Origin of the sequence: Paracoccus endophyticus (assembly GCF_003286075.1) — a bacterium.
Taxonomy (GTDB): domain Bacteria; phylum Pseudomonadota; class Alphaproteobacteria; order Rhodobacterales; family Rhodobacteraceae; genus Paracoccus; species Paracoccus endophyticus.
In genome coordinates this window covers 96,967-122,234 of the sequence record NZ_QLUV01000006.1, presented here as the reverse complement: position 1 = coordinate 122,234, position 25,268 = coordinate 96,967, and the positions used below count along the sequence as shown (strand labels likewise).

The following is a 25,268-nucleotide window of genomic DNA, read 5'->3' as shown; positions in this document are numbered from 1 at the left end:
CGCACGGGCGGCCACCCGCGTCAGTTCGCAGGCGTTTCCGAACCGCCGCTGCCGTTCCGGCCAGCATCGGCCGGGGGGGCCGCACGTTCCGGGGCCGTCGCGCCCGGCGAGGTCGCGCTGGGCGGGGTCGCGCCCGGGTCGGCGGGCTGCGGAACCGCGCTCTGCGCGGGTGCCGTCGTGGGGCCGGCGTCCTGACCGGGGGACGGCTGAACGGCGGTGGCGGGCGCTTGCGCCGGGGCAGGGGCAGGGGTCCCAACGCCTGTGGGTCCGTCCTGCGTCGGGGCGGGGGGCAGGGTCGTCTGCGACGGGGCCGTATCCCCTGCGGCATCCTCTGGCGCCGTGGGGCTTGCGGCGCCCGGACCCGCCATCGCGTCCTGTCCGTGCATCATGCCGCCGCCATGCATCATGCCGCCGCCGTGCATCATGCCGCCCCCGTGCATCATGCCGCCGCCATGCATCATGCCGTCGTCGGGCATCCCATGATGGTTCGCGCCGCCCCCATGGTGCATGTCGCCGCCCTGCATGCCGCTGCCATGTCCAGCGTGATGCCCATGACCCTGCCCTTGGCCGTCCCCCGAGCCCTGCATCATCCCGTGGCCGTGCCCGTGGCCCTGCATCGCGCCCCCGTGCATCGGGTCGCCGCGCGACATCCCCTGCGGCCCACCCGGCATCGGGCAGTCCGCCGCGCCGGCCTGCGGAAGCATTTCCCATGTTGCACTGACCTGCGCCGTGACCGTCATCTCGCCGGTGGCAATCGGCACGGATTCCGCCTTGGCGTCGCGCGCCATCATCATGGCAGGCATCGGGCCCCCTGACGCGCCGGCGTCACCCAGGGCGATCAGCCGGCCCAGTTGCAGGCCGGCCGCGCGGGCCAGAACCTCGGCCCGGTGGCGGGCGTTGCCCACGGCCTCGGTGCGGGCCTGATCCTCGGTCGCGGTCCGGTCCTCGCGGGAAAACGCGATTCCCTGCACCTCGTTCGCGCCGGCGCTCACCAGCCCGTCCAGCACCGCGCCCAGCCGCGCAAGGTCGCGCACGCGCACCGTGACCATGTTCTGCGCCTGATAGCCGGTGATGACCGGAGGCTGCCCATCGCGCGAATAATCCTGCATCGGCGACAGGTTCAGCCCCGAGGTCTGGACATCGCGCTCGGCCACCCCCTGCGCGGTCAGCGCCGCCAGCACGGCCGCCTGGCGGGTGCCGTTGTCGGCCATCGCCTGCGCCGCCGTGGGGGCCTGCGTCGTCACCCCCAGCGTGACCTGCGCCATGTCGGGGGCCACGCCCGCCTGGCCCTCTCCGGTGACGGTCAATTGCGCCATGCCCGCGGCGCCGCAGGCCCCCGGGCGGTTGGCGCCGGGACCCGCCACGGCCGGCGCGGCCGCCAGGGCGATGGTGGCGGCCGCAAGGGCCAGCCGGCGGGTCAGGGGCGCGAGAGCGGACAGGTCGGGCGGAATGATCATGGAGAACCTCGGATCGGTCGGGGCGCGGGCACGGGAAGGCCTTGTGCCCTGGGATGGATGCTGCGGGCGGGGCAGGCCGTGCGGCCTGTCCCGAAGCCCCTGCATCAAACCTCATCCGGGCCAAAAGGATGCCTCACGTTATGGTGTTTCGCTTTTCATGAGGTCCCGCTTGCCGTAGTGATGAGGCGAGCAGCAACGGACCGGATCGCGATCAACGACGACCGGCCACGAATGAAAAGCACCGGCCATGAGCATGCGGATTTCGCCCGATTTCGCCCTGTCCTTCAGCAGCGATGCTGTTCATCTTCTGGAACGCGCGGCCGAGGGGACCGGATCGCCCGACACCTCGGCCGACGAGGGGGGCAGGACCTCGCCCGTGTGGCGCGAGCGGGCGGCCGCGTCGTTCGCGGCCCCCGATTTCCGCGAGGCGATGTCGCAGCTGCGCCGGATCGCGGCCAATGGCGACGATGCGCCGGTCGCGCTGATCATTCCCGACGACCAGATCCTGTACACCCGGCTGCCTGTCGGCCAGCGGGCCGATGCGGTCGGTTCGGCCCTGAACGGGCTGACCCCCTATTCCGTGGACGAACTGGCATGGGACTGGCGCCCGGACGGCGAGGGCGAGGGCATCCGCGTCGCCGCCGTCGCCCGCCAGACCCTGCGCGAGGCCGACGAATTCGCCCGCCGCCACGGTTTTTCGCCGGCCAGCTTCCTGGCCGATCCGGGCGACGGACTGTTTCCCGCGACGCCGCGCTTTCAGGCCGAGGACGCGGCCCACGGGGACGGCCCGGACGCATTTGCCGGGGGCGAAGACAGCAACGGGCCTGCGGGTGATGCGGATGGCGCTGCCGATCAGGCGGGCGACGCTGCCGATCTGACCCTGCCGGGCGACGATCACGCAGAGGAGGCGTCGCCGGGGACGCCCGTTGCGGCCTCGTCGGGGGCGGTCGACCCCTCGTCCCCGTCCAACGCAGCCCCCGCGATGTTGGAGGCTGCGGCCTCGTCGGTCGCGCCCGATGACGATGCGCCCGGCACGGCCGAGGCGGAGGCGCCCGCAAGCGAGGCGGCTGCGACAGACCTGTCCGGCACTGCCGAGGCAGAGGAGGGGGCGGACGATCACGCCGCGTCGCCTGCGGCCGACCCTGCGTCCGTCGCGGACGCAGCGCCGACCGACAGTGCGCCCGATGCGGAGGCGGTATCCATCGACACTGCGCCCGATGCGGAGGCGGCGCTGACAGGGCAGACGCGCGACCCCCAGTCGGTCGACCCCGCCGCAGCGACCGCGCAGCCCGCCGAGGCCGAGCCAGAGGGGGCGCAGCCTGCCGCGCAGGCGGCCGATATGACGGCCTTTCACGCGGACCCCGTTGCCCAGACGGGGCAGGACGGCGGCGCCTCCGGCGCTCCAGCGGACAGGCCGGCGCCGCCCTCAAGCGCGGCTTTCCCGCCGCGTCCGGCGCCTTCGGTTCCCGACCGTGCCGCCGCCGTGATGGCGCAGGCTGGGCAGCCGAGGACGCAGCGACTGGTGGCCCAGCCGGCGCCTGGCGTGCATCCCGGCGCCCGCGGCAACATCGGGGGGCTGGTGGTGATGCTGGGCGCGCTGATCGTGGGCCTTGTCGTGATCTGGGCCTTCGCCATTGGCGACGGTCCTTCGTCCACGCCAACCCCGGTCGCCAGCACGCCCGACCTGACGCCTGCACCCGCCGCGCGGACGGCGCAACCGCGCCCGACAGCTGCACCGGCAACGGTTCCGCAGGCGTCCGTGTCGCCCACCCCCGCGGCCCCTGCCGCGACCGTGCCAACCCCCCTGGCAGCACCTGTCGCGGCACCGACCCCGACAGCGCCGATCCCGGCCGCACCAGCCACCGCGCCCAAGGCCGTCGCGGTGACACCGGCGCGTCCCGACCCCGCATTGAACGCAGCCACCCCGACGGGCGCTGCGGCGTCCGCCGCCGCTGTTGTGCCCCCCGCGGGTGCGCCCGCCGCTGCGACCACGCCCGCCCCGCGTTCTGCGGCGGACGCCGCAGCAGGGGACGCTTCGGCCGCACCGAGAGAGACCGCCGGGGTTCGCCAGACGCCTGCGCCAACGCCCCCTGCGCCGGCCGTGACGCCGCAGGTGCCCCCCACGTCCGCGGATCGGCCCGCCGCGCCCGTCGCGTCCGTCCCCAGCCCGGCGGCGCCCGTTGCCCCCACGGGGCGGACCACGCCTGCGGGAGCCACCTCTGCCGTGACCGCGGCTCCCGCGGTGACGCCCAGTGCGCCTGCGGCCGGCAGCACCGTCGCAAGCCCCGCGGCCTCTGCGGGGACGAGCGTCGCGCAGGATGCCGCCCGTCCCGACAGCGCGGCTGACGCCTCATCCTCCACCGCGGCAGGCCCCGCCGGACAGGCCGTTCCCTCGACGCAGGCCACCGTTCCGACCACTGCCAGCCGTGAGCCGGGCGCCCCCGGACCCGCCGTGGCCGCGCCCTCGCGCACAGCCGCGCCGCTGACGACCTCGGATCGCCCGGCCCCGCGGCGCGGCGCAGGCGCCGATCAGCCGGTGGCCGCCGCGGCCGATCCGGCCCCCGCGGTTCCCGGACGGCGCGCACCGCCCCCCGCACCGCGCCAGCGCGCCGGCGCGCCGGCAACCGACCCGGCCGCCCCCGTGGCCGCGGCGCCCGCAAACCCGCGGCCTGCGGTTACAGCCTCGCGCCCTGCCTCGCGCCCGACTGCTGCGGCAGCCGCCCCGGCGCGCGCCGAACCCGCCCCCGCCGCCACGGCCGGACCCGCCCCCCGGCCGCGGGCGCGGCCCGCCACCCTGGATGAAGGCTCGGCCAACGAGGACGTGACCGCCGCCGAGATGACCGCTGCCGAGGTGGTCGAGGCCGACCGGCTGCTGGCCGGTCTGTACGCAGCCTATCCCCATCTGGACCGGCTGGCCCTGCCCCGCGCCGCCGATGCGCCCCGCTATGCCCAGGCGCGGCCGTCACGCAGGCCGGATCGGTCGGACGGTGCCCGCACCGCCATCGACGCGGCCTTGCAGGAGGCGGCCGGCCCCGCGGACCGGCCCGCGCGCGCGGCGTCCGAACGGCCCGCCGGGCGCAGCACAGCGGCGGAAAAGCCCGCAGCCGCGGCTGCCGATCCCGTGCGGCGGTCCGCGGCGCGGGCGACGCCGGGCCGTCCCGCGCCCCGCCCTGCGCGCGGCGGCGCCAGCGACACCCCCGAGCCCTCGGCGGTCGAGACCGCCATCGCCGAGGCGGTGGGCCAGTCTGGCGCCTCGCCGGGCGGGGTCGCCCTGTCGGCACTGACCGCATCGCCCCTGCCGGTGCCCAAGCCCGCGCTCGACCGGCCAGCGACCCCGGCCAGCGATCCTGAGGCCGAAGCCGTGGCTGCGGCCGCGGCCGCCGCGTCCGAGGTCGATGCAGACCGCCCTGCGGAGCCGCCCGTGGCCGTGGCGGCGCTGCTGCCGCCGGCAAGCGCCGGTGACGCGGACACCCAATTGGCCGAGCGGCTGCGACTGGACGAGCAGCTGCAGGCCCAGGCCGAGGCGCGCGCCCGCGCCCAGGCCGCTGCCGACGCGCGGGCCGAATTGCAGGCCCGCGCCGCCGCCGAGGCGCGCGCCCGCGCCCAGGCCGCCGCCGAGGAGAAGGCCGCCATCGCCAGGCGCGGCGAGTATCGCCCCCCGGAAAGCGACGACGAGCCCGAGGTGGCGATGACCCCCGCCAAAGGCACCACCGCAGGAGCGGTCGCCAAGGCCGCCACCGTCGGCGGGATGGACCTGGGCAAGACGCAGGTGATCGGGGTCATCGGTGCAGGCCGCGCCAGCCGCGGGCTGATCCGGCTGCGCAACGGCAAGATCGTCACGGTTCGCCTGGGCGACAAGATCGACGGCGGTGCCATCAATTCGATCGGCAACGGCCGGGTCAGCTATGTCAAGGGCGGCCGGCAGTACAACCTGGCGATCCTGAACGGTCGTTGAACCGGCGGAGGTCAGCGTGGGCACGTTTCTGCTGATCGCCACCGTCTATCTGGCGACGATGGTGGTGGCGGTGCCGATTTCCGCCCGGCTGGGGCTGGGATCGGTGCTGGGCTATCTGATCGCCGGCATCATCATCGGCCCCGTCCTGGGGCTGGCCGGCAACGCGGGCCAGGTCGCCGACCTGCAACATTTCGCCGAGTTCGGCGTCGTGATGATGCTGTTCCTGATCGGGCTGGAGCTTGAGCCGCGCAGCCTGTGGGACATGCGCCACAGGCTGCTGGGCCTGGGTGGATTGCAGATCGCGGGCACCGTCGCGCTGCTGAGCGGGGTCGCCCTGATCCTGGACCAAAGCTGGCAGGTCGCGCTGACGTTGGGCATGATCCTGTCGCTCAGCTCGACCGCCATCGTGCTGCAGACGCTGTCGGAAAAGGCCCTGATGCAGACCGGGGGCGGGCGCAGTGCCTTTGCGGTCCTGCTGACGCAGGACATCGCGGTCATTCCAATGCTGGCGCTGATGCCGCTGCTGGCGGCCGGCGGGGCGCGGCACGCGGTCCACGATACGCCGGGCGCCGATTTCATGGCGGCGCTGCCGGGCTGGGCGGGGGCGCTGGTCACGCTGGGCGCGGTGGCGATCGTGGTGGCGCTGGGGCAGTTTGCGATCCGGCCGGTCTTCCGCTTCGTGCAAGGCGCGCGCCTGCTTGAGATGAACACGGCGCTTGCGCTGCTGATCGTGGTGGGGATCGCCTCGCTGATGACGGTGGTGGGTCTCAGCCCGGCGCTGGGAACCTTTCTTGCGGGCGTGATGCTGGCCGGGTCCGAGTTCCGCCACGAGCTTCAGGCCCAGATCGCCCCGTTCAAGGGGTTGCTGCTGGGTCTGTTCTTCATCACCGTGGGATCGGGGATGGACTTCGGCCTGCTGTTCGAGCGTCCGGGCACCATCCTGGCGATCACCGGCGTGCTGATCGCGATCAAGGCGGGCGTGCTGTCCGTCATCGCCCGCATCACCCGCATGGCGCGGCGGGACCGCACGCTGTTCACCCTGTCGCTGGCGCAGGCGGGCGAGTTCGGCTTTGTGCTGACATCCTATGCCATCTCGCTGTCGGTCCTGAGCGACCGGCTGGCGCAAGGGGTGTTGCTGGTGACGGCGCTGTCGATGCTGGCCACGCCCCTGCTGTTCATCCTGCACGACCGGCTGCTGCGCTGGCGGGGCGACGACCGCGATCTGGGCCAGCCCGACGACATCACCGAACAGCAGCCCATCATCATCGCGGGCGTTGGCCGCTTCGGGCAGGTGGTCAATCGGCTGGTCACCATGTCGGGGTTCAAGACGACGGTGCTGGACCATGACCTGAAGACGATCCAGCTGATGCGGCAGTTCGGCGTCAAGGGCTATTTCGGCGACCCCACCCGGCCCGAGATCCTGGCCGCCGCGGGGCTGGCGCGGGCGCGCATCCTGGTCGCGGCGCTCGACGATCCGGCAGCCAACCTGCGGCTGGTGAAATACGCCCGCCTGCAGCGCCCCGACCTGGTCATCATAGCGAGGGCGCGCGACCGCATCGCGGTCTATGAACTGTACGAGGCGAAAGCGGATCACATCGTGCGCGAGATGTTCGACAGCTCGCTGCGCGCCGGCCGGTATGTGCTTGAAAACGTGGGGCTTTCCGAATACGAGGCGGCCGAGCTCGAGCGCATCTATTATCGTCATGATCGCATCTCGTTGCGCGACCTGGCCAAGCTCTGGCAACCGGGGGTCCCGGTGGACCAGAACGCCCTCTACCTCGAGCGGTCGCGGGCGCTGAACGCGGCGATGGAAAGTGCCCTGATCGAACGGTTCTCGCGCGGCCCCTCGGCCCCCCCGGTCGAGCCCGAGGACGACGAGGCGCCCGAGCACGGACTGGCCATGGCGCCCGGCGCCCGACTGGGCGGCCGCTGACGGCAAACGCGGGCGGGCGTCCCGAACGGACGGGGTGGCCGGTTCAGCGGCAATAGCTTTGCTTGCGCGTCCAGCCGGCGATCCGGGTCCGGCTGCCGTCCGAGCGCAGGGGAAGCCACTCGCGCGCCGCGCCGCGCCAGCCGTCCTTGCGGCCCGCGATGGACCCGTCGCGGACCACATTCTTGGCCACGGTCCGCACCGCGCATTGCAGGGCTTCGCCCCCCTCCAGCAACTCGCCCGCACATCCGCCGGACTGCGTCTGGCCCAAGGCAGGCGCCCCCGGATCGCCCCCCTTGTGCCGCGCCAGCGCCGACAGCAACCCCGCCCAGAACGCCGCGCGATTCTCGCGGGTCTGCGTGGCATAGCCCGGGCAGAACTGCATGACATCGGCGGGCACGGTGGACAGCAGGGTGACGCCTTCCTGATCGAGGACCTGCAGCGCAGCCTGGGTCCAGGCGTCGGTGCCGTCGCCCCTGGGGGCCTGCGCCGCCTGTGGCTTGCCCCCCAGGGGCAGGACCGCCGCCAGACGGCCCGACAGGGGACGCGGCGCCTCGCCCGCGATGGTCGGCGCGGTGGTGGCGCGCCGCGCCGCCTCGCCGGCGCCGCAGCCCGCCAGCGCGAGAACTGCCAGTGTCGCCATGATCGTCCGGTGCATCGCGCGCCCACCCTCTTGCTGCCCACCGGCGGCCATAGCCGGGCGCACGCAAAGCCACAATGGCAAGGGCCGTCCGCGCCGCTGGCCCGTGCCCGGCCCTTGCCCCGCGAGGGCTGCGGCCCTAAAACCGTCCGACCCTTGCCGGAGCCCCGATATGCTGGACCACCTGACCTATACCGCGCCGCGACCCAAGGTCATTGCCGGGGCCAAGGGCGACTGGGAGCTGGTGATCGGGCTTGAGGTCCACGCGCAGGTGGCCTCCAACGCCAAGCTGTTCTCGGGTGCCTCGACGGCCTTCGGGGCCGAGCCGAACAGCAATGTCAGCTTCGTGGACGCCGCGATGCCCGGAATGCTGCCGGTCATCAACGAATTCTGCGTGGCGCAGGCGGTCCGCACGGGGCTGGGGCTGAAGGCCGCAATCAATCTTGTCTCGGCCTTCGATCGCAAGAACTATTTCTATCCCGACCTGCCGCAGGGCTATCAGATCAGCCAACTGTACCACCCCATCGTGGGCGAGGGCGAGATCATCGTGGACATGGCCCCCGGCATCGCCCGCCGTGTGCGGATCGAGCGGATCCACCTGGAACAGGACGCGGGCAAGTCGATCCACGACATGGACCCGGCGCTGTCCTTCGTGGACCTGAACCGCACCGGGGTCGCCCTGATGGAGATCGTGAGCCGACCCGACATTCGCGGCCCCGAGGAAGCGGCGGCCTATGTCGCGAAACTTCGCCAGATCATGCGCTATCTGGGCACCTGCGACGGCAACATGCAGAACGGCAGCCTGCGCGCCGATGTGAACGTGTCGGTGTGCAAGCCTGGCGACTACGAACGCTTCATCGAGACGGGCGATTTCTCGGTCCTGGGCACGCGCTGCGAGATCAAGAACATGAACTCGATGCGGTTCATCCAGGCCGCCATCGAATATGAGGCCCGCCGCCAGATCGCCATAATCGAGGACGGCGGCATGATCGTTCAGGAAACCCGCCTGTATGACCCCGACAAGGGCGAGACCCGGTCCATGCGGTCCAAGGAAGAAGCCCACGATTACCGTTACTTTCCCGACCCCGACCTGCTGCCGCTGGAAATCGAGCAGGCCTGGGTGGACGAGATCGCCGCATCCATGCCCGAACTGCCCGACGAGAAGAAGGCGCGGTTCGTGACCGCGCTGGGCCTGTCGGAATACGACGCGGGCGTGCTGACGGCCGAGGTCGAGAACGCCGATTTCTTCGAGGCCGTCGCCAAAGGCCGCGACGGCAAGCAGGCCGCGAACTGGGTCATCAACGACCTGTTCGGGCGATTGAAGAAAGAGGGGCTGGAGATCGGCGCCTCGCCGGTGGACGCGGCGCAACTGGGCGGCATCCTGGACCTGATCGGCTCGGGCGAGATCTCGGGCAAGATGGCCAAGGATCTGTTCGACATCGTCTGGACCGAGGGCGGCGACCCCGCCGCGATCGCGACGGCGCGCGGCATGAAGCAGGTCACCGACCTTGGCGCGATCGAGGCGGCGGTGGATGACATCATCGCGGCCAACCCCGCGCAGGTGGACAAGGCCAAGGCCAACCCCAAGCTGGCGGGGTGGTTCACCGGACAGGTGCTGAAGGCCACGGGCGGCAAGGCGAATCCGGCGGCCGTGAACGAGCTGGTGGCGAAAAAGCTGGGCCTGTGAACTGATGCACCGCTGTCGCGTTCTGCGGGACGGACACGGGATGGGTGGGGACCAAGGATGCAGCACTTTGAATATACGGTCATTCCCGCGCCAAGCCGCGGCGAGAAGGTGCGCGGCGCCCGGACCGGGGCCGAACGCTTCAGCTATGCCCTGCTGACCGAGATGAACCGCATGGCCGCGAACGGCTGGGAATACGTGCGCGCCGAAACGCTGCCCTGCGAGGAGCGCAGCGGCCTGACCAGCCGCACCACGGTCTTTCACAACGTGCTGGTGTTCCGCCGGGCGGTGCCGGTCGCCCAAGCCCAGCATCCGATCGTGGCCACGCACGAGCCGCCGTCCCGGCCCGCCGCGCGCCCCGCCCCCGCCGCAGCCCGGGACGATGCGCCGCCCCACGCGGCGGCTGCCGCGCGGCCCGACAGCGAGCCGCCCTCGCACTGGCCCGACGCCGCCCCCACCGACCGCGCGGCTGCGACAGGGGCCGCGCCCTCGGCTGGCGGGTCCATTCCCGCGACGGCCCCCGCGGGTGCCGGGACTACCGCCCGCGACGACCGCCTCGAGGACCCCGAGCTGCCCGCCTTCGTGCAGCGTCCGCCCCTGGCCGGGCCACGGGGCGAGGGCGCGCGAACGGGAGCGTTTTCGGAACCCATGCCCTCGGCGGGCGGCAACCGGCTGGGGCCGGCCGAGCGCTGATCTACCAGTGCGGGGGGCGCTGGTCGGCCAGCGGGATCGACCCCTGCGCCGCCTCGCGGTCGGCCTCGCGTTCGACCAGTTGGCCCACGAACCGCGACAGGCGGCGAATCTCGGCATCCTGGCGGGCCACGACCTCGGACAGCTCGTCCACGCTGCGGATCAGATGGGCGACCCGCTCCTCGACCGCCTGCAACTTGTCCATCCTGCCGCACTCCGCTAATCGGTCCCGGCGACCCGACAGGAAATCCGCCGATGGCCAAGGACATGAAACCGCGCCGCCCCCGCGCCGAAACGCCCAAGGGCTTTCGCGACTATTTCGGGGCCGAGGTGACGGAACGCAAGGCGATGCTGGACCGCATCGCCGCCGTCTATCACCGCCACGGCTTTGACGCGCTGGAAACCAGCGGCGTCGAGACGGTCGAGGCGCTGGGCAAGTTCCTGCCCGACGTGGACCGCCCCAACGCGGGCGTGTTTGCCTGGCAGGAGGAAGCCGTGCCGGGCGGGGGCCATGGCGACTGGCTGGCGCTGCGTTACGATCTGACCGCGCCGCTGGCGCGGGTCGCGGCGCAGTACCGCAATGACCTGCCGTCGCCCTATCGCCGCTATGCGATGGGCCCGGTCTGGCGCAACGAAAAGCCGGGGCCGGGCCGCTATCGCCAGTTCTATCAGTGCGACGCCGACACGGTGGGCGCGGCGAGCGTCGCGGCGGATGCCGAAATCATCGCCATGCTGGCGGACGCGCTTGAGGCGGCGGGCATCGCGCGCGGCGACTATCTGGTGCGGGTGAACAATCGCAAGGTTTTGAACGGCGTGTTGCAGGCGATGGGCGTGACCGACGCCCACCAGGCCGCCGACGTGCTGCGGACCATCGACAAGTTCGACAAGGTGGGCGAGGCCGGCGTGCGCGCGCTGCTGACCACCGGGCGCACCGATGCCTCGGGCGCCGAGATCGAGGGCGTCGGGCTGGACGCCGCGCAAGCCGACCCGGTGATCGCGTTCCTGACATCCCGGGGTGCCGACAACGCGGCCACGCTGGACAACCTGCGGGTGGCCGTGGGCGGATCGCCCGTGGGGGCCGAGGGCGTGGATGAGCTGGCCGAGATCGCGGTGCTGCTGGACACGATGGGCATGGGCGCGGATCGCGTGGTGATCGACCCTGCCGTCGTGCGCGGCCTTGGCTATTACACCGGCCCGGTGTTCGAGGCGGAGCTGACCTTCGAGATCCTCGACGACAAGGGCCGCAGGCGGCAGTTCGGCTCGGTCGCGGGTGGCGGGCGCTATGACGACCTCGTGGAACGCTTCACCGGGCAAAAGGTGCCCGCGACCGGTGTGTCCATCGGCGTGGACCGTCTGCTGGCCGCGCTGCGCGAAGAGGGGCTGGCGGGGGCGGATGCCGCAGGGCCGGTCGTCGTCACGGTGATGGACCGCGACCGCATGGCCGATTACCAGGCGATGGCGACCGAACTGCGCGCCGCCGGTATCCGGGCCGAGGTCTATCTGGGCAATCCAAAGAACTTCGGCAACCAGTTGAAGTACGCCGACAAGCGCAACGCGCCGGTCGCCGTGATCCAGGGCGGCGACGAGGCCGCCCGCGGCGTGGTGCAGGTCAAGGACCTGATCCTTGGCGCCAGGATCGCGGCGCAAGCCTCGGTCGAGGAATGGAAATCGCAGCCGGCGCAGGTCGAATGCCCGCGCGGCGGGCTGGTGCAGGCGGTGCGGGACATCCTCGCGCGATGACCTTGCGCCCCGCCTTGCCGCCGATCCCCCGCACCGCCAAGCAGGCCGCCGGCCGCCGCATCCTTGATGCGTTCCGCGCGGCGGGCGCGGTCGAGGTCGCGCCCGACATCCTGCTGCCCGCCGACACGCTGCTGGACCTGTATGGCGAGGATATCCGCGCCCGCGCCTATGTCACCACCGACCCCGTGCGCGGAGAGGTCGTGCTGCGTCCCGATTTCACCGTGCCGGTGGTGCAGATGCACATGGCCGGCGGGGCGGAGCCGGCGCGCTATTGCTATCTGGGCGAGGTCTTTCGCAAGCAGGACCAGGGCGACACGCGCCCCGAGCACCCGCGCGATAACGAATACCTGCAGGCGGGATTCGAGCTGTTCTCGCGCGACCCGGACGCCGACGCCGAGGTCTTTGCGATGTTCCACGCGATCCTTGCGCCGCTGTCGCTGGACGCCACGATGGGCGACATGGACCTGCTGCTGGATGCGGTCGCGGGATTGCCCCTGTCGGACGCCCGCCGCGCGGCGCTGTCCCACCATATCTGGCGGCCCGCGCGGTTCGAGCGGATGCTGGAGCGGTTTTCCCGTCCCGTGCCCCCACGCAGCTTTGCCGTCAACGACGCGCCCTGGACCGGGCTGCGCTCGTCCGGGGCCATGCAGGACCGCATCCGCCGGCTCGAGGCCGACCGGGCAGAGCCGGTGCTGCCCCCGATCTGGCGCGAGCGGCTGCACCGGCTGTTCGGGGTGGCCGGCCCCGCGCCTGCCGCGCTGGACGAACTGCGCGTTCTGGCCGACCATATCCCTGCCATTGCCGAGGCGGTGGCCCGCCTGTCCGGGCGTCTGGACGCCATCGCCGGGCGGGGCATCGACCCCGCGACGATCCGCTTTGACGCCAGCCACGGGCGGCGCACCATGGAATATTATGACGGCATGACGTTTTCCTTTACCGCGCCCCATCGTCCCGACTGGCCGCCGGTCGCCTCGGGCGGGCGCTATGACGCGCTGACCCGTGTGCTGGGGCAGGGGGCGGCGATCCCGGCCGTGGGCGGCATCATCCGCCCCGGGCTGGTGGCCGAGCTATGCTGAAGCTGGGGGTGCCGTCCAAGGGACGGCTGATGGAGCAGACCTTCGACTGGTTCGCCCATCGCGGCGTGCGGCTGGCCCGCAGCGGATCGGACCGCGAATATGCCGGCCGGGTCGAGGGGGCGGATGGCGTGCAGCTGGTCCTGCTGTCGGCGGGCGAGATCCCGCGCGAACTGGCGGCCGGGCGCATCGACCTGGGCGTGACCGGCTCGGATCTGGTGCGCGAAAAGCTGGCGGGCTGGCGCTCGGACGTGGTCGAGGTCGCGCCGATGGGCTTCGGCCACGCCGATCTGGTGCTGGCCGTGCCCGCCTGCTGGCGCGACTGCGAAGGCCTGGACGATCTGGCCACCATCGCCCGTGACTTTCGCCAGGCCCACGGGTTCCGGCTGCGGATTGCCACCAAATATCACCGCCTGGTGCGGGCGTTCCTGTCGGCCCACGAGGTTGCCGATTATCAGCTGGTGGACAGCCAGGGCGCGACCGAAGGCACGGTCGCGAACCTGACCGCCGAGGCCATCGCCGACATCACCAGTTCGGGCGAGACGCTGCGCGCCAACCACCTGAAGATCCTGCCCGACGCGCTGATCCACGCAAGCCAGGCGACGCTGTTCGCGGCCCGCGCGGCCGCCGACCGGCCCGAGGCGCGCGCCTTCCTGGCGCGGCTTTGTGTCTGACCGGGACGGCCAGCGGGACCGAACCGGCCCCTGGCGCGTTGGGCCTCCGAGCGTGCCGCAGCAGCGGCACCGGACCGACCCCGGCAGGAGATCAGCGATGGCAACGGCAAGCGACATCCAGAACGGCATGGAGATCGTGGGCGCAGACGGCGTTCATGTGGGCGTGGTCGATCACATGGACGGCCAGCGCATCAAGATGAAGCGCAAGGACCCCGCGCACGGGCAGCACGACAGCCACCACCATTATCTGTCGCTGTCCGCGATCGCCTCGACCGATGGCGGCAAGCTGTGGCTGTCGGCCGACGCCGCGAACGCCCGGCAACTGTTCGAGGAAGAGGACGGCACGCCGGTCGAGCACAACGGCTGAGAGACGCGGCGGGGGCGGGCGGCCGCGGGGACGCAACCTGTGGCCGGCCCTGTCCCGTGCGGATCAGTCGCAAGGCACAGCGCCCGGGACGGCTTGGGCGCGCCGCGCCGATTGCGGGCGCGGGTGCCGTGACGCGCGCTGCGACGGTCTCAGATCCCGACCAGCGCCTTCGCGAAATCCCCCGCGTCAAAGGCGTCCAGATCGTCGATCTGCTCGCCCACCCCGATCGCATGGATGGGCAGGCCGAACTTGTCGGCCAGCGCCACCAGAACGCCGCCACGCGCCGTGCCGTCCAGCTTGGTCATCACCAGGCCCGACACGTCGGCCAGCTTGCGGAACGTCTCGACCTGGCTCAGCGCATTCTGCCCGGTGGTCGCGTCCAGCACCAGCAGGGTGTTGTGCGGGGCGGACGGGTCCTTCTTGCGGATGACGCGGACGATCTTGGCCAGCTCCTCCATCAGGTCGGCGCGGTTCTGCAGGCGGCCAGCGGTGTCGATCATCAGCAGGTCGGCGCCCTCGGCCTCGGCGCGCGCCATCGCGTCATAGGCAAGGCTGGCGGGGTCCGACCCCTGCGGCGCGACCATCACCGGCACGCCCGCGCGCTGTCCCCAGACCTGCAACTGTTCGACCGCCGCCGCGCGGAAGGTGTCGCCCGCGGCGATCACCACCTTTTTCCCCGCCGCGCGGAACTGGCTGGCCAGCTTGCCGATGGTCGTCGTCTTGCCCGACCCGTTGACGCCAACGACCAGCACGACCTGCGGCTTTTTCGGATAGAGCGGCAGCGGCCGGGCCACCGGCGTCATGATGCGCGTGATCTCGTCGGCCAGCGCCTGCTTCAGCTCGGTCGCGCCGATGCGGCGGCCCATGCGCCCCTCGGCGATGTTGGCCGTGACCCGCAGGGCGGTGTCGGTGCCCATGTCGGCGGCGATCAGCATGTCCTCCAGCTCCTCCAGCATGGCGTCGTCCAGCTCGCGCCGGGGTTCGGCCGGAGTGCTGTCGCGGCCGAACAGGCGACCCATCAGGCCCGGCTGCGCTTGCGGCTGTTGAGGCTGTGCCGCGCCGGGGCGCTCTGGGGCCATCGCGGGCGCGGGGGCGGGATGCGGCTGAGGGGCAGGGGCCTGCGGCATGGCCGGTGCGACCGCCTCGGGCAGGGCGGGGCGGTCCGGTGCGGTGGCGGGCGCGTCGGACACGATGTCGTCCAGGCCCGCGCCGATGCGGGACGACGACCGGGTCAGCCGGTCACGCAGCTTGCTGAGAAACGACATCTGGCGATACCCCCGGCGTTTCGGGGAACCTAGGGGCTCGGGCGGGAAAGGGAAAGGGCACCGGGCGCCGTCGGCGAACTGCGGGCTTGAGGCGCGCGCCGCAAAGCCGTAACCCCGACGTCATGCGAATTCTGTTCCTGGGCGATGTCATGGGGCGCGCGGGCCGGCGCGCCATCACCGAACGGCTTAGCCCGCTGAAGGCGCGGCTGAAGGCCGATTTCACCATCGTCAACGGCGAGAACGCCAGCGGCGGCATGGGGCTGACCGGCGCCCACGCGCGGCTGATCCTGGACGCGGGCGCCGACTGCATCACGCTGGGCGACCATGCCTTCGACCAGAAGGACATGATGCAGTTCATCGAAAGCGAACCGCGCGTCCTGCGGCCGCTGAACTTTGCGCGCGAGGCGCCGGGCCGCGGGGCGCGGGTCTTTGCCGACGCACGGGGCCGCAAGGTGCTGGTGACGCAGGTGCTGGGGCAGGTCTTCATGAAGCGGCCCTTCGACGATCCGTTCAGCGCCGTCGATGCCGTGCTGCGCGCCCATCCGCCGGGCGGAATGGTGCAGGCCGCGGTGCTGGACATGCACGCCGAGGCCACCAGCGAGAAGATGGCGATGGGCCACTGGTGCGACGGCCGCGCCAGCCTTGTCGTGGGCACCCACACCCATGTTCCGACAGCCGACGCGCAGGTCCTGCCGCGCGGCACCGCCTATCTGTCGGACGCGGGCATGTGCGGCGACTATGACAGCGTGATCGGCATGGACAAGGCCGAGCCGTTGCGCCGGTTCCTGACCGGGATGCCGCGCGACCGCTTTACCCCCGCCGAGGGCGAGGCGACGATCTCGGGCGTCCTGGTGGTGACGGACGACCGCACCGGCATGGCCACCAGCGTCGCCCCGCTGAGGGATGGCGGGCGGCTGGCGCAGGCCAATCCGCAGGGCTGAACCGGCCTCCTGCGTCCCCTGCCGCCCGCTCGCGCGGCCGTGATTGCCTTGCACGTCCAGCGGGAATCGGGCAGATGCCGCGGGCCGGATTTGGTCCGGTGCCATCGAAAGTCCGCGCCCGATGTTCGGTTTCAGCCTTACAGGCCAGCCTGCAGCGATCGCCACGCTGATCATCATCGCCGTCATGTTCGTCATGTTCCTGCGCGAGAAGAACCCCCCCGAAGTGGTCGCCTTCGGCACGGCGGCGGTGATGCTGGTGCTGGGCCTCGTGCCGCTGGACGATGCCGGACGGGTGCTGTCGAACGCCGCGCCCTGGACCATCGCGTTCATGTTCATCCTGATGGGCGGGCTGGTGCGGACCGGCGCGCTGGACCAGCTGAGCCAGCTTGTCGCGCGCCGCGCCGATACGCGCCCGGTCCTGACCATCTGCGGGCTGTTCGCCTTTGTCTGCCTGGCCTCGGGGATCATGAACAACACGCCGGTCGTGGCCGTCATGATCCCGATCGTCATCCAGGTCGCGCACCGCACGAAGACCCTGCCGTCCAAGCTGCTCATGCCGCTGAGCTTCTTCACCGTCATGGGGGGGATGCTGACGCTGATCGGCACCTCGACCAACCTGCTGGTCGACGGCGTCGTGCAGGAGATGGGGATGGAGCCGTTCGGCATCTTCGACATCTTCCCGGTCGGGCTTGCGGTGACATTGGCGGGCGCCGCCTTCATCGCGGTCTTCGGCAACCGCCTGCTGCCCGAGCGGACCTCGATGTCGGCGTTCCTGTCGAACCGGCCCGAGATGAAATACTTCACCGAGGTTGCCATCCCCGAGGACAGCGGCATCGTCGGCATGAACGTCAACGAAGTGCCCATGTTCAAGCGCGAGGCCGTGCGCGTCATCGACGTGCTGCGGGGCGACGCCTCGCTGCGGCGCGACATGGCGAATGTCGTGCTGGAGGCGGGGGACCGCGTCGTGCTGCGGTCCAACATGTCCGACCTGCTGGAGATGCAGCAGAACAAGGATCTGCGCGCGCTGGACAAGCTGTCGTCGGTGCGGACCGAAACGGTCGAGGTGCTGATTTCCCCCGGCGCGCGGATGATCGGGCGGCGGCTGGGCGACCTGCGCCTGCGCCGGCGATACGGCGTCTATCCCATCGCCGCGCACCGGCGGAACCAGAACATCGGCCGGCAGCTGGACGATCTGGAAATCCGGGTCGGCGACACACTGCTGCTGGAAGGCGCGCCCGAGGACATCGCGCGGCTGGCGGCGGACATGGATCTGGTGGACGTGTCGCACCCGACCACCAAGGCGTTCCGTCGCCGCCATGCCCCCATCGCAGTGGCGGCGCTGCTGACCGTCGTGGTGCTGGCCGCCTTCGACGTGGCCCCCATCATGGCGCTTTCGATGATCGCGGCGGCTGCGATCCTTGTGACGCGCTGCGTGGACGCGGACGAGGCGTTCGGCTTTGTGGACGCGCGGCTGCTCGCGATGATCTTTTCGATGCTGGTGGTCGGCGCGGCGCTGGAACACACGGGCGCCGTCCACATGATCGTCGGTGCGGTCGAGCCGCTGCTGCGCGGCCTGTCGCCGTTCTGGACGCTGGTGGCCGTCTATTTCCTTGGCCTTGCGATGACCGAGGTGCTGTCCAACAATGCCGTCGCGGTCATCCTGACCCCCATCGCCATCGAGCTGGCGCGGCAGCTGGGCCACGACCCGCGGGCCTATGTGGTGGCGGTGATGTTCTCGGCCTCGGTCGCGTTCGCGACGCCGATCGGGTATCAGACGCACATGATGGTCTATGGTCCCGGCGGCTACAAGTTCAGCGACTTTCTGCGCCTGGGCCTGCCGCTGGACATCGTGACGGGCGTCGTGGCCTGCCTGGTCATTCCGCTGTTCTGGCCGCTATGACGCGCTGCGGACCGCCGCCTCGGCAGCCGTTGCGAGCGTCTTGCGCGTCTGCCCCGCCACTGGCAGCGGCGCGTGCAGGGTGACGGTCACCGACCCCTGGCGCACCTGTGACAGCACCGCCAGCAGATGCGGCCCCAGCGCCATGTCGCCCCACCAGCCGTAAAAGCGCGGGTCCCGGTCCGGGGGTGCGTGATAGCACGCGGTCACCGGCTGGACCGCCAGCCCCTTGGGCAGGGCAGGGTCCAGAAACGCCTGGAACAGCGTCGGCTTGAACGGAAGCACGCGCCGCCCGTCGCTGCTGGTCCCCTCGGGGAAGAACAGCAGCCGGTGGCCGGCCGCGGTGCGGTGCGCGAACTCGGCCGCCTGCGTCCGGGCGTGGCGAGGGTCGCGGGTGACGAAATGGGTATCGGTGACACGGGTCAGGATGTTGATGCCGGGCCATCCGGCGACCTCGGCCTTGCTGACAAAGAACACCGGCTGGGCGGCGTTCAGGACCAGGATGTCCAGCCAGCTTGAATGATTGGCCACCACCGCGCCCGGTCCGGCCATGGGCAGGCCGCGCCGGGTCCAGCGGATGCCCATCAGCCACAGCGACAGCCGGCAGATGCCCTGCACCCACGGCCCGGTCAAAGGGCGGCGCGGCCCGGCGGCCAGGCGTTCCGCCGCCCGCAGGGGCACGATCAGCGCGACGCCCGCCCCCAGCACCGACAGCACCGACAGTCCGCGCGTGGCCGCCAGCAGCCAGCCCAGGGCCGAGGGGCGGGGCAGGGCAGGGGGCGGCGGGCCGCGCCATGTCGGGGTGGGGTCCGGCGGGGGCGCGGCGTCCGGCCGCGCGGCCGGGCTGGACAGCCTGGCGTCCGTCATGCGCCCTGCCAGCGGTCCTGATAGAACTTGCGGTGCCGGTCCGACATCGCGGCGGTGTCCATCAGCAGGAACACGTCCGTGGTGTTGAAGGCGCGGTCCACGAACGCCCCCTCGCCCACGACGCCGCCCAGCCGCAGATAGGCCTTGATCAGCGCGGGCATGGCGACCATCGCGCTGCGGCGCTGCAACGCCTGCCGGGCAATCAGGTCCATGCGCTGGAATCCCGGCGCCCGCGCGACGGGGCGCAGGTCGGGCGGGGCAAGGTGATGATGGTGCAGCCAGGACAGCGCCGGGGCCAGTGCCTGGATGTCGGTGCCGTGAAAGCTTGCGACGCCGAACAGGATCTCGATGCCAAGGTCCAGGACATAGTCGGCCAGCGCGTTCCACAGCAGGAACATCCCCGACCCGCCGCGATAGGCGGGATCGACGCAGGATCGTCCCAGCTCCAGCAGGGTGCGGCCGGACTGGCGCAGCCGCGTCAGGTCGTATTCGTCGTCGCAATAGAACCGGCCGAAGGTGGCGGCCCGCGTGCCGGGCAGCAGGCGATAGACGCCCACGACGTGATCCAGCCCCGCCGGATCGCGGCGGGTGTCGATCAGCACCAGGTGATCCACGATCGGGTCGAACGCATCGCGTTCCAGCCGCCGGTCATGATCGACCAGCGGCCCGTCGCCGCCCAGCTCCTCGATGAAGACGCGATAGCGCAGGCGCTGCGCGGCAGTGAGGTCGATGTCCGACGTGGCGATGCGGATGTCGAACCAGGCGGGATCAGGGGTCATGGGATCCAGGCTGCGCCTTTGCGGGGGTCGTCGCGCCTCATAGGGCGTTGATGTGCGGGATGCAATGTCCGGGGATCGGCGGCATCCCGCTTGACTCGCGCACAGGTTGATCTAGGGTCGGCGTCTATGACCCGTGCGCGCCGGGATGATCCATGATCAAGGCCAGACGAACCCGACTGCCATCCACGACCTGCTTGCCGGCGTCCGTGAAGTTGATGGTGATGCGGTCGCCGATCCGCGACTGGACCTGGCCGATGCCCCAGTCGGGGGCGTCGGGGTGGCGCACCAGCATTCCCGGTTCAAGGATTTCGTTGACCATGGCCTTTCGACACCTTCCCCGCACCGCCGCATCGCAGGCTAGCGCGTGATGAACCCCGCGGCAATTCTGTCCTATGACCACATGGCCCCGGCAGACGACACCCTGCGGCGGCTGAACCTTGCCGCGCTGGTCGGCTCGCGTCTGTGCCATGACCTGATCTCGCCCCTGGGCGCAATCGGGAACGGGGTCGAGCTGCTGGAGATGTCGGGCGAGTTTCCGGGCATCGCCAAGTCGCCCGAACTGTCGCTGATCGGCGAAAGCGTCGAGGCCGCGCGCGCGCGCATCAAGCTGTTCCGCGTGGCTTTCGGTCATGCGGCGGCCGACCAGCGCATGGGCATCGGCGAGCTTGGGACGGTGCTGTCCGCCTATGCCCGCGGCGGCCGCCTGTCGATCGAGGTGGACGGCGCGGGCGATCTGTCCCGGATCGAGGCGCGGATGGTCGCGCTGGCCCTGATGTGCATGGACAGCGCGCTGCCTTGGGGCGGCCGGCTGCTGGTCTGCCGCGCCGGGCCCGGCTGGCGGCTGGTGGGCGAGGCGGCGCGCACGCGGATCGACCTGTCGCTGTGGGGGTGGCTGGACGCGCCGGACGGCGGTCACCGCCCGGACCCCGCCCCGGGCGAGGTGCATTTCCCGCTGCTGGGCCTGATCGCCCGCGACGCCGGCCGTCGCGTCAGCTGGGAACTGGACGAGGCCGGGGCCGAGATCGCGTTCTGACGAACCGGCCCGGCCCCGCCGGGCGGTCAGGACCGGATCGTTCCGTCCCCCGTCACGATGTACTTGAAGCTGGTCAACTGTTCGGCGCCCACCGGCCCGCGGGCGTGCAGCTTTCCGGTGGCGATGCCGATTTCCGCGCCCATGCCGAACTCGCCCCCATCGGCAAACTGGGTCGAGGCGTTGCGCATCAGGATCGCGCTGTCGAGCCGTTGCAGAAAGCGCGCCGCGGTCGCATCGTTCTCCGTCAGGATCGATTCGGTGTGGCCCGAGCCGAAGCGGCGGATATGGGCGATCGCCTCGTCCACGCCATCGACAAGACGGGCGGCGATGATGCTGTCCAGGAACTCGCGCCCGAAATCGTCGGGACGGGCCGGAACGGTGCCCGCGATGTCGGCCAGCTCGCCCTCGGCCCGGACCTCGACGCCTGCGTCCAGCAGGTCGCGGATCAGGACGTCGCCGTGCCGGGCGTAAAAGGCCCGGTCGATCAGCAGGCATTCCGCCGCGCCGCAGATGCCCGTGCGACGCGTCTTGGCATTCAGAACGACCCGCCGCGCCTTGGCCAGATCGGCATCGCCATCGGCATAGACGTGGCAGATCCCTTCCAGATGGGCAAAGACGGGGACCCGCGCCTCGGCCTGCACCAGCCCCACCAGTCCCTTGCCGCCGCGGGGGATGATGACGTCGATCAGCCCCTGCGCGCGCAGCATGGCGGCCACGGCGGCCCTGTCGCGCGTGGGCACCATCTGGATCGCCGCCTCGGGCAGGCCCGCGTCGCGCAGCCCCTGGGTCATGCAGCCCAGGATCGCCGTGGACGAGTGGATCGAATCCGTGCCGCCCCGCAGGATCACGGCATTTCCAGACTTCAGCGCCAGCGCGCCTGCGTCGGCGGTCACGTTGGGGCGGCTTTCGTAGATCACCCCCAGCACCCCCAGCGGGGTCAAGACGCGCTGGATGTGCAGGCCGTTCGGCCGGTCCCATTCCGCCAGCACCCGGCCCACGGGATCGGGCTGGTCGGCCACCGCGCGCAAGCCCTCGGCAATCGCGCGGATGCGGCCCGCGTCCAGCCTGAGGCGGTCGATCATCGCCGGCGACAGGTCGCGCGCCTGGGCCATGGCCACGTCCTGGGCATTGGCGTCGAGGATGGCGCCCTCGCGGTCCAGGATCGCGGTGGCGGCGGCCATCAGCGCGGCGCGCTTCTGCTCGGCGCCGGCACAGCCCAGCTCGGCCGCGGCGTCGCGGGCGGCGGCGCCCATGCGGGCGATCAGGTCGTCGGCGGTCTGGGTCATCGCGGTCATGTCGGTCGTCATCCCGTTCATCGTGTCAGCCTGCGGCAGCGCCGCTGTAAGGTCCGCCGGCGGCCAGCGCACGCCCATAGGCGGGCCGGGCGTGGATGCGCGCCAGCCAGTCGCGGGTGGCGGGTCGGGCCGACAGGTCGGCCCGCCGCGCGCTCATCTCGACCGGAAAGCTCATCATCACGTCCGCGGCGCTGAATTGGCCGCCCGCGAACCAGCCGTCCTCGGACAGGGTCCGCTCCCACCACTCTGCATGGCGGACCAGTTCCGGCCCGAGATAGGCTGAATGGACGGCAGCCACCAGGGCGCGGGCGACCGGGCGCGCGAGCCATGGCGTGCGCCGGGGAATCCGGGACAGCACCAGCCGCATCACCAGCGGCGGCATGGCCGAGCCTTCGGCATAGTGCAACCAGTACCGCACGGCGTCGCCGTCCGGGGTGCCCTCGGGCGGCAGCAACGCGCTGCCCCTTGCCAGATGCGTGACGATGGCGCCGGTTTCCGCCAGCACGCGACCACGATGCTCGACCAGCGGGGCCTTGCCCAGGGGATGCAGGCGGCGCAGGCTGTCGGGCGCCAGCGCGCTGCGCGGGTCGCGGATGTGGGGCACGATGCGATAGGGCAGGCCCAGTTCCTCGGCCAGCCAGATGACGCGCTGCGAACGGCTTTCGTTCAGGTGATGGATCGTCAGCATCGCGCCCCCCTTGGGTTCCCTGTCGCGCCCGCCCCCCGGCGCGCGGACCGGACCTTGGTGCCACAGGCCGCGCGCGGGCGAAAGGACGGTCGCGCTTGCGTGGGGCGGCGCGCCACGCTCACATGGGGCAGGGGCCGCAATCCGCGGCAGGGGGGATGCGATGGCCGACGACGGGCTGCCCGAGGGCCGCAACTTCAGCACGGCCGAGATCGGCGCGCTGGCGCATCTGTATCGCGGCGAGATCTATCGCTCGACCGTCTGGCGGACGCGGCTGGACACGACGACCAACTGGTCTGTCGTCACGCTGGGGGTCGCGCTGTCGATCACCTTTTCGTCGCCCGACGCCTCGCCCTTGCCGCTGATCCTTGTGGGCATCCTGATCCAGCTGTTCCTGGCGCTAGAGGCGCGGCGCTATCGGTATTTCAACGTCTGGCGGGCGCGGGCGCGGTGGATGGAAAAGCACCTGTTCGTGCCGATGCTGCGCGACGGCAACCTGAACGACGGCACGAACTGGAACGTCACGCTGGCCGAGGATTACCGCAGCCCCCGCTATCACGTGACCTATGTGACGGCGCTGGCCCGGCGCGTGCGCAGCAACTATCTGTGGATCCTGCTGATCCAGGGCATCGCCTATGTGGGCAAGCTGATGGTCCACCCGACGCCCATCGATTCAGCTGCCCATTTCATCGAGCGGGCCCGGATCGGCCCGATTCCGGGCTGGATCATCCTTGTGCTGGGCGCGGTCTATGCCGGCGTCTGGACCGGGCTTGCGATCTGGGTCACGCGCGAGGATGCGCGGCGCAGCGCCGAACGCGGCGTCCACGGACCGATGGGGTAAGGACGGAAAGTCCCAGGCTTCTGTTGCCAGGCGCCTGGGGGCCCCGCCTTACGCGGCTAAGCGCAAGGACTTAGGTTTCGATAACTCGAACTGCTTACGCAGCCAGAGCCACCGGAGCACGGTTGTCGTTGGCAACTGTACTTTTTGCACCGATAACGGTGGTAGCTCACCGAGACAAAGCAGACAGCTTTAGACGTTCGTCGATCCTATTTCGGCCCCATTCGCCCCCAACGAGGGATGGATGGTGGAGCCGCCGGGTACCGCCCCCGGGTCCGAGCCGCGTATTACCTGCGCGTTTATGTCCATAGTCCGGGCGAACCCGAACAGGTCGAATATAGGTCGCGCCGTTCGTGCCTGCAAGCGTCACGGACGGATATAGGCAAAGCCCTCGGCCTGCAGCTTGCCCAGTTCCGCCACCCCGGACGGCACGATGTCGTCATCGTAGACGTCGAACAGGGTGTCCGGGTCAATGTCGCGCGCGGTCAGCGTGTTGTTGCAGACCAAGAACCGCACGCCCCGGCTTTTCAGCTCGGCGATACGGCCCTGCAACTGCATGTCGCCGTCGGCGTGCTGCAGCAATTCGACTCCGTCGCCGTGCATCACCACCCGCAGGTCGATGTTGTCGTCGCCCAGGGCGTTAAGGTGGTTCTCGATATTGGCCAGTGCCCCGCGATAGCCGGCGCCCTCGGGACCGCCGGACTGATTGAGGTGATAGACCACCTTCTGCGACGCATAGGCCGCGGGGGCGGGGGCCGCATCGGCAGCGGGGCTGGGGGCGGCGGCGGGCGCCGCAGCCGCAGCGGGGGCAGGTTGGGATTCGGTCTGCGCGACGGCAACCGAGGCCGACAGGAACAGCGCCGCCGCCGACAGGCGGATCAGGTTCAGGGGGGTCATCGCGTCTCCTCCGCACGGGCAAGACCTGCAGCGTGGGACGCGCAACGCCACAGGGCAAGCGAGTCGTGCAAGCGTCGGCTCGCCTTCAGTCCTTGCGCCAGTCGATCACCATTTGCGTCTGCGTCACGATGGCGACGGTCTTTCCGTCGTCGCGTGTGATCGTCGTCTGCCACACCATCGTCGTGCGGCCCTTGTGCAGCGGCACGCAACGGGCCGTGGCCACGTCCCCGATGCGGACGGCGCGCAGGAAGTTGGTCTTGCTTTCCAGCGTGGTCGTGGTCTTGCCCTCGGGCAGGTTGATCATGGTGGCGGTGCCGCCCATGTTGTCGGCCATTGCCATGATGGCGCCGCCGTGCATGACGCCGTTGCGGTTGGCCATGTCCTGCGTGACCGAAAGCTCGCCCAGCACCGCGTCGGGGTCCGCCGAGATCAGCCGAAAGCCCAGCAGCTGCGCAAAGGCGGGCTGGTCGAACGCGATGCGGTCCTGGTCGCTGCGGTCCATGCAGATCCCTCGTGCGTGATCGGTGTGCGTGACGGGGCGGCCGCCGGGGCCGCCCGTCG

Annotated in this window: 23 protein-coding genes and 1 other RNA gene; 12 read left to right on the top strand and 12 right to left on the bottom strand. The window is 71.2% G+C overall.

Annotated elements, in window-relative coordinates; translation table 11 throughout:
• Nucleotides 1–20: 20 nt before the first annotated feature.
• Nucleotides 21–1,457: an SIMPL domain-containing protein gene (locus DPQ23_RS15725; protein WP_205961428.1), complete on the bottom strand. Its 1,437-nt coding sequence runs from the start codon at nucleotides 1,455–1,457 to the stop codon at nucleotides 21–23.
• A gap of 247 nt (nucleotides 1,458–1,704) precedes the next feature.
• Between DPQ23_RS15725 and DPQ23_RS09265 the strand changes: the two genes are divergently transcribed.
• Nucleotides 1,705–5,412: a hypothetical protein gene (locus tag DPQ23_RS09265; RefSeq protein WP_112874405.1), complete on the top strand. Its 3,708-nt coding sequence runs from the start codon at nucleotides 1,705–1,707 to the stop codon at nucleotides 5,410–5,412.
• Between the two features lie 16 nt (nucleotides 5,413–5,428).
• Nucleotides 5,429–7,345 (top strand): cation:proton antiporter domain-containing protein, encoded by a 1,917-nt coding sequence (locus DPQ23_RS09260; RefSeq protein WP_112874404.1) that lies wholly within the window; start codon nucleotides 5,429–5,431, stop codon nucleotides 7,343–7,345.
• 43 nt (nucleotides 7,346–7,388) lie between these two features.
• Here DPQ23_RS09260 and DPQ23_RS09255 read toward each other — a convergent pair whose 3' ends face one another.
• Entirely contained in the window at nucleotides 7,389–7,985 is a 597-nt protein-coding gene (locus tag DPQ23_RS09255; RefSeq protein WP_162630705.1) for a hypothetical protein, read from the bottom strand.
• A gap of 169 nt (nucleotides 7,986–8,154) precedes the next feature.
• Here DPQ23_RS09255 and gatB point away from each other — a divergent pair, with 169 nt between their 5' ends.
• Together gatB and DPQ23_RS15720 are read left to right on the top strand one after the other, a co-directional pair.
• Entirely contained in the window at nucleotides 8,155–9,669 is a 1,515-nt protein-coding gene (gene gatB / locus DPQ23_RS09250; protein WP_112874402.1) for an Asp-tRNA(Asn)/Glu-tRNA(Gln) amidotransferase subunit GatB, read from the top strand.
• Between the two features lie 57 nt (nucleotides 9,670–9,726).
• Nucleotides 9,727–10,359 carry a DUF4177 domain-containing protein gene (locus DPQ23_RS15720; RefSeq protein WP_205961427.1) on the top strand — a complete coding sequence of 211 codons (633 nt, stop codon included), beginning with the start codon at nucleotides 9,727–9,729 and terminating at the stop codon, nucleotides 10,357–10,359.
• 1 nt (nucleotide 10,360) lies between these two features.
• Here the strand turns inward: DPQ23_RS15720 and DPQ23_RS09240 are convergent, their stop codons facing one another.
• Nucleotides 10,361–10,561, bottom strand: a complete 201-nt coding sequence (locus DPQ23_RS09240; RefSeq protein WP_112874401.1) for a SlyX family protein — start codon at nucleotides 10,559–10,561, stop codon at nucleotides 10,361–10,363.
• 50 nt (nucleotides 10,562–10,611) lie between these two features.
• On the opposite strand from DPQ23_RS09240, the gene hisS reads away from it, so the two are divergent.
• The 4 genes from hisS (at nucleotide 10,612) to DPQ23_RS09220 (ending at nucleotide 14,210) form a co-directional block, all read left to right on the top strand.
• Entirely contained in the window at nucleotides 10,612–12,096 is a 1,485-nt protein-coding gene (gene hisS / locus DPQ23_RS09235; protein ID WP_112874400.1) for a histidine--tRNA ligase, read from the top strand.
• The gene (locus DPQ23_RS09230; RefSeq protein ID WP_162630704.1) at nucleotides 12,093–13,172 is read left to right on the top strand and encodes an ATP phosphoribosyltransferase regulatory subunit; all 1,080 of its coding nucleotides are present in this window, start codon (nucleotides 12,093–12,095) and stop codon (nucleotides 13,170–13,172) included. Before hisS ends, DPQ23_RS09230 begins: the two co-directional genes overlap by 4 nt.
• Nucleotides 13,166–13,843 (top strand): ATP phosphoribosyltransferase, encoded by a 678-nt coding sequence (hisG, locus tag DPQ23_RS09225; protein ID WP_112874399.1) that lies wholly within the window; start codon nucleotides 13,166–13,168, stop codon nucleotides 13,841–13,843. The genes DPQ23_RS09230 and hisG overlap by 7 nt, the downstream gene beginning before the upstream one ends.
• 97 nt (nucleotides 13,844–13,940) lie before the next feature.
• The gene (locus DPQ23_RS09220) at nucleotides 13,941–14,210 is read left to right on the top strand and encodes a DUF2171 domain-containing protein (protein ID WP_112874398.1); all 270 of its coding nucleotides are present in this window, start codon (nucleotides 13,941–13,943) and stop codon (nucleotides 14,208–14,210) included.
• A 149-nt stretch (nucleotides 14,211–14,359) separates the two neighbouring features.
• Here the strand turns inward: DPQ23_RS09220 and ftsY are convergent, their stop codons facing one another.
• On the bottom strand, nucleotides 14,360–15,475 hold the full coding sequence (ftsY, locus tag DPQ23_RS09215) for a signal recognition particle-docking protein FtsY (RefSeq protein WP_112874397.1): 1,116 nt from the start codon (nucleotides 15,473–15,475) through the stop codon (nucleotides 14,360–14,362).
• 122 nt (nucleotides 15,476–15,597) lie between these two features.
• Between ftsY and DPQ23_RS09210 the strand changes: the two genes are divergently transcribed.
• Both DPQ23_RS09210 and DPQ23_RS09205 read left to right on the top strand, forming a co-directional pair.
• Entirely contained in the window at nucleotides 15,598–16,416 is an 819-nt protein-coding gene (locus DPQ23_RS09210) for a TIGR00282 family metallophosphoesterase (protein ID WP_112874396.1), read from the top strand.
• A gap of 121 nt (nucleotides 16,417–16,537) precedes the next feature.
• Entirely contained in the window at nucleotides 16,538–18,316 is a 1,779-nt protein-coding gene (locus DPQ23_RS09205) for an SLC13 family permease (protein ID WP_112874395.1), read from the top strand.
• Here the strand turns inward: DPQ23_RS09205 and olsA are convergent.
• The 3 genes from olsA to DPQ23_RS09190 form a co-directional block, all read right to left on the bottom strand.
• Nucleotides 18,311–19,180 (bottom strand): lyso-ornithine lipid O-acyltransferase, encoded by an 870-nt coding sequence (olsA, locus tag DPQ23_RS09200; protein ID WP_112874394.1) that lies wholly within the window; start codon nucleotides 19,178–19,180, stop codon nucleotides 18,311–18,313. The two genes, DPQ23_RS09205 and olsA, sit on opposite strands and share 6 nt — an antisense overlap.
• Complete coding sequence (olsB, locus tag DPQ23_RS09195; RefSeq protein WP_112874393.1) at nucleotides 19,177–19,959, bottom strand: L-ornithine N(alpha)-acyltransferase; 783 nt, start codon at nucleotides 19,957–19,959, stop codon at nucleotides 19,177–19,179. Before olsB ends, olsA begins: the two co-directional genes overlap by 4 nt.
• A gap of 124 nt (nucleotides 19,960–20,083) precedes the next feature.
• The gene (locus DPQ23_RS09190; protein ID WP_112874392.1) at nucleotides 20,084–20,278 is read right to left on the bottom strand and encodes a DUF3553 domain-containing protein; all 195 of its coding nucleotides are present in this window, start codon (nucleotides 20,276–20,278) and stop codon (nucleotides 20,084–20,086) included.
• Nucleotides 20,279–20,326: 48 nt separating this feature from the next.
• Here DPQ23_RS09190 and DPQ23_RS09185 point away from each other — a divergent pair, with 48 nt between their 5' ends.
• Nucleotides 20,327–20,992 (top strand): histidine phosphotransferase family protein, encoded by a 666-nt coding sequence (locus DPQ23_RS09185; protein ID WP_240602601.1) that lies wholly within the window; start codon nucleotides 20,327–20,329, stop codon nucleotides 20,990–20,992.
• Nucleotides 20,993–21,018: 26 nt separating this feature from the next.
• On the opposite strand, the gene DPQ23_RS09180 is transcribed toward DPQ23_RS09185, so the two are convergent.
• Nucleotides 21,019–22,278 carry a glutamate-5-semialdehyde dehydrogenase gene (locus DPQ23_RS09180; protein ID WP_420818576.1) on the bottom strand — a complete coding sequence of 420 codons (1,260 nt, stop codon included), beginning with the start codon at nucleotides 22,276–22,278 and terminating at the stop codon, nucleotides 21,019–21,021.
• 34 nt (nucleotides 22,279–22,312) lie between these two features.
• Nucleotides 22,313–22,975: a glutathione S-transferase gene (locus tag DPQ23_RS09175; protein ID WP_112874391.1), complete on the bottom strand. Its 663-nt coding sequence runs from the start codon at nucleotides 22,973–22,975 to the stop codon at nucleotides 22,313–22,315.
• A gap of 160 nt (nucleotides 22,976–23,135) precedes the next feature.
• On the opposite strand from DPQ23_RS09175, the gene DPQ23_RS09170 reads away from it, so the two are divergent.
• Complete coding sequence (locus tag DPQ23_RS09170; protein ID WP_112874390.1) at nucleotides 23,136–23,813, top strand: DUF2270 domain-containing protein; 678 nt, start codon at nucleotides 23,136–23,138, stop codon at nucleotides 23,811–23,813.
• 8 nt (nucleotides 23,814–23,821) lie between these two features.
• Here DPQ23_RS09170 and ssrA read toward each other — a convergent pair.
• The 3 genes from ssrA to DPQ23_RS09155 form a co-directional block, all read right to left on the bottom strand.
• Nucleotides 23,822–24,177, bottom strand: a transfer-messenger RNA (tmRNA) gene (gene ssrA / locus DPQ23_RS09165).
• Complete coding sequence (locus tag DPQ23_RS09160; RefSeq protein ID WP_162630703.1) at nucleotides 24,177–24,707, bottom strand: DsrE family protein; 531 nt, start codon at nucleotides 24,705–24,707, stop codon at nucleotides 24,177–24,179. The genes ssrA and DPQ23_RS09160 overlap by 1 nt, the downstream gene beginning before the upstream one ends.
• Nucleotides 24,708–24,792: 85 nt before the next feature.
• A complete protein-coding gene (locus tag DPQ23_RS09155) occupies nucleotides 24,793–25,209 on the bottom strand; it encodes a PaaI family thioesterase (RefSeq protein WP_112874389.1) in 417 nt (138 codons plus the stop codon).
• Nucleotides 25,210–25,268 lie beyond the last annotated feature (59 nt).

Coding starts and splice junctions, on each gene's coding strand:
- DPQ23_RS15725 (WP_205961428.1), bottom strand. CDS start 1,457: ATGATCATTCCGCCCGACCTGTCCGCTCTCGCGCCCCTGACCCGCCGG.
- DPQ23_RS09265 (WP_112874405.1), top strand. CDS start 1,705: ATGAGCATGCGGATTTCGCCCGATTTCGCCCTGTCCTTCAGCAGCGAT.
- DPQ23_RS09255 (WP_162630705.1), bottom strand. CDS start 7,985: ATGGCGACACTGGCAGTTCTCGCGCTGGCGGGCTGCGGCGCCGGCGAG.
- gatB (WP_112874402.1), top strand. CDS start 8,155: ATGCTGGACCACCTGACCTATACCGCGCCGCGACCCAAGGTCATTGCC.
- DPQ23_RS15720 (WP_205961427.1), top strand. CDS start 9,727: ATGCAGCACTTTGAATATACGGTCATTCCCGCGCCAAGCCGCGGCGAG.
- DPQ23_RS09240 (WP_112874401.1), bottom strand. CDS start 10,561: ATGGACAAGTTGCAGGCGGTCGAGGAGCGGGTCGCCCATCTGATCCGC.
- hisS (WP_112874400.1), top strand. CDS start 10,612: ATGGCCAAGGACATGAAACCGCGCCGCCCCCGCGCCGAAACGCCCAAG.
- DPQ23_RS09230 (WP_162630704.1), top strand. CDS start 12,093: ATGACCTTGCGCCCCGCCTTGCCGCCGATCCCCCGCACCGCCAAGCAG.
- hisG (WP_112874399.1), top strand. CDS start 13,166: ATGCTGAAGCTGGGGGTGCCGTCCAAGGGACGGCTGATGGAGCAGACC.
- DPQ23_RS09220 (WP_112874398.1), top strand. CDS start 13,941: ATGGCAACGGCAAGCGACATCCAGAACGGCATGGAGATCGTGGGCGCA.
- ftsY (WP_112874397.1), bottom strand. CDS start 15,475: ATGTCGTTTCTCAGCAAGCTGCGTGACCGGCTGACCCGGTCGTCGTCC.
- DPQ23_RS09210 (WP_112874396.1), top strand. CDS start 15,598: ATGCGAATTCTGTTCCTGGGCGATGTCATGGGGCGCGCGGGCCGGCGC.
- DPQ23_RS09205 (WP_112874395.1), top strand. CDS start 16,538: ATGTTCGGTTTCAGCCTTACAGGCCAGCCTGCAGCGATCGCCACGCTG.
- olsA (WP_112874394.1), bottom strand. CDS start 19,180: ATGACGGACGCCAGGCTGTCCAGCCCGGCCGCGCGGCCGGACGCCGCG.
- olsB (WP_112874393.1), bottom strand. CDS start 19,959: ATGACCCCTGATCCCGCCTGGTTCGACATCCGCATCGCCACGTCGGAC.
- DPQ23_RS09190 (WP_112874392.1), bottom strand. CDS start 20,278: ATGGTCAACGAAATCCTTGAACCGGGAATGCTGGTGCGCCACCCCGAC.
- DPQ23_RS09185 (WP_240602601.1), top strand. CDS start 20,327: ATGAACCCCGCGGCAATTCTGTCCTATGACCACATGGCCCCGGCAGAC.
- DPQ23_RS09180 (WP_420818576.1), bottom strand. CDS start 22,278: ATGACCCAGACCGCCGACGACCTGATCGCCCGCATGGGCGCCGCCGCC.
- DPQ23_RS09175 (WP_112874391.1), bottom strand. CDS start 22,975: ATGCTGACGATCCATCACCTGAACGAAAGCCGTTCGCAGCGCGTCATC.
- DPQ23_RS09170 (WP_112874390.1), top strand. CDS start 23,136: ATGGCCGACGACGGGCTGCCCGAGGGCCGCAACTTCAGCACGGCCGAG.
- DPQ23_RS09160 (WP_162630703.1), bottom strand. CDS start 24,707: ATGACCCCCCTGAACCTGATCCGCCTGTCGGCGGCGGCGCTGTTCCTG.
- DPQ23_RS09155 (WP_112874389.1), bottom strand. CDS start 25,209: ATGGACCGCAGCGACCAGGACCGCATCGCGTTCGACCAGCCCGCCTTT.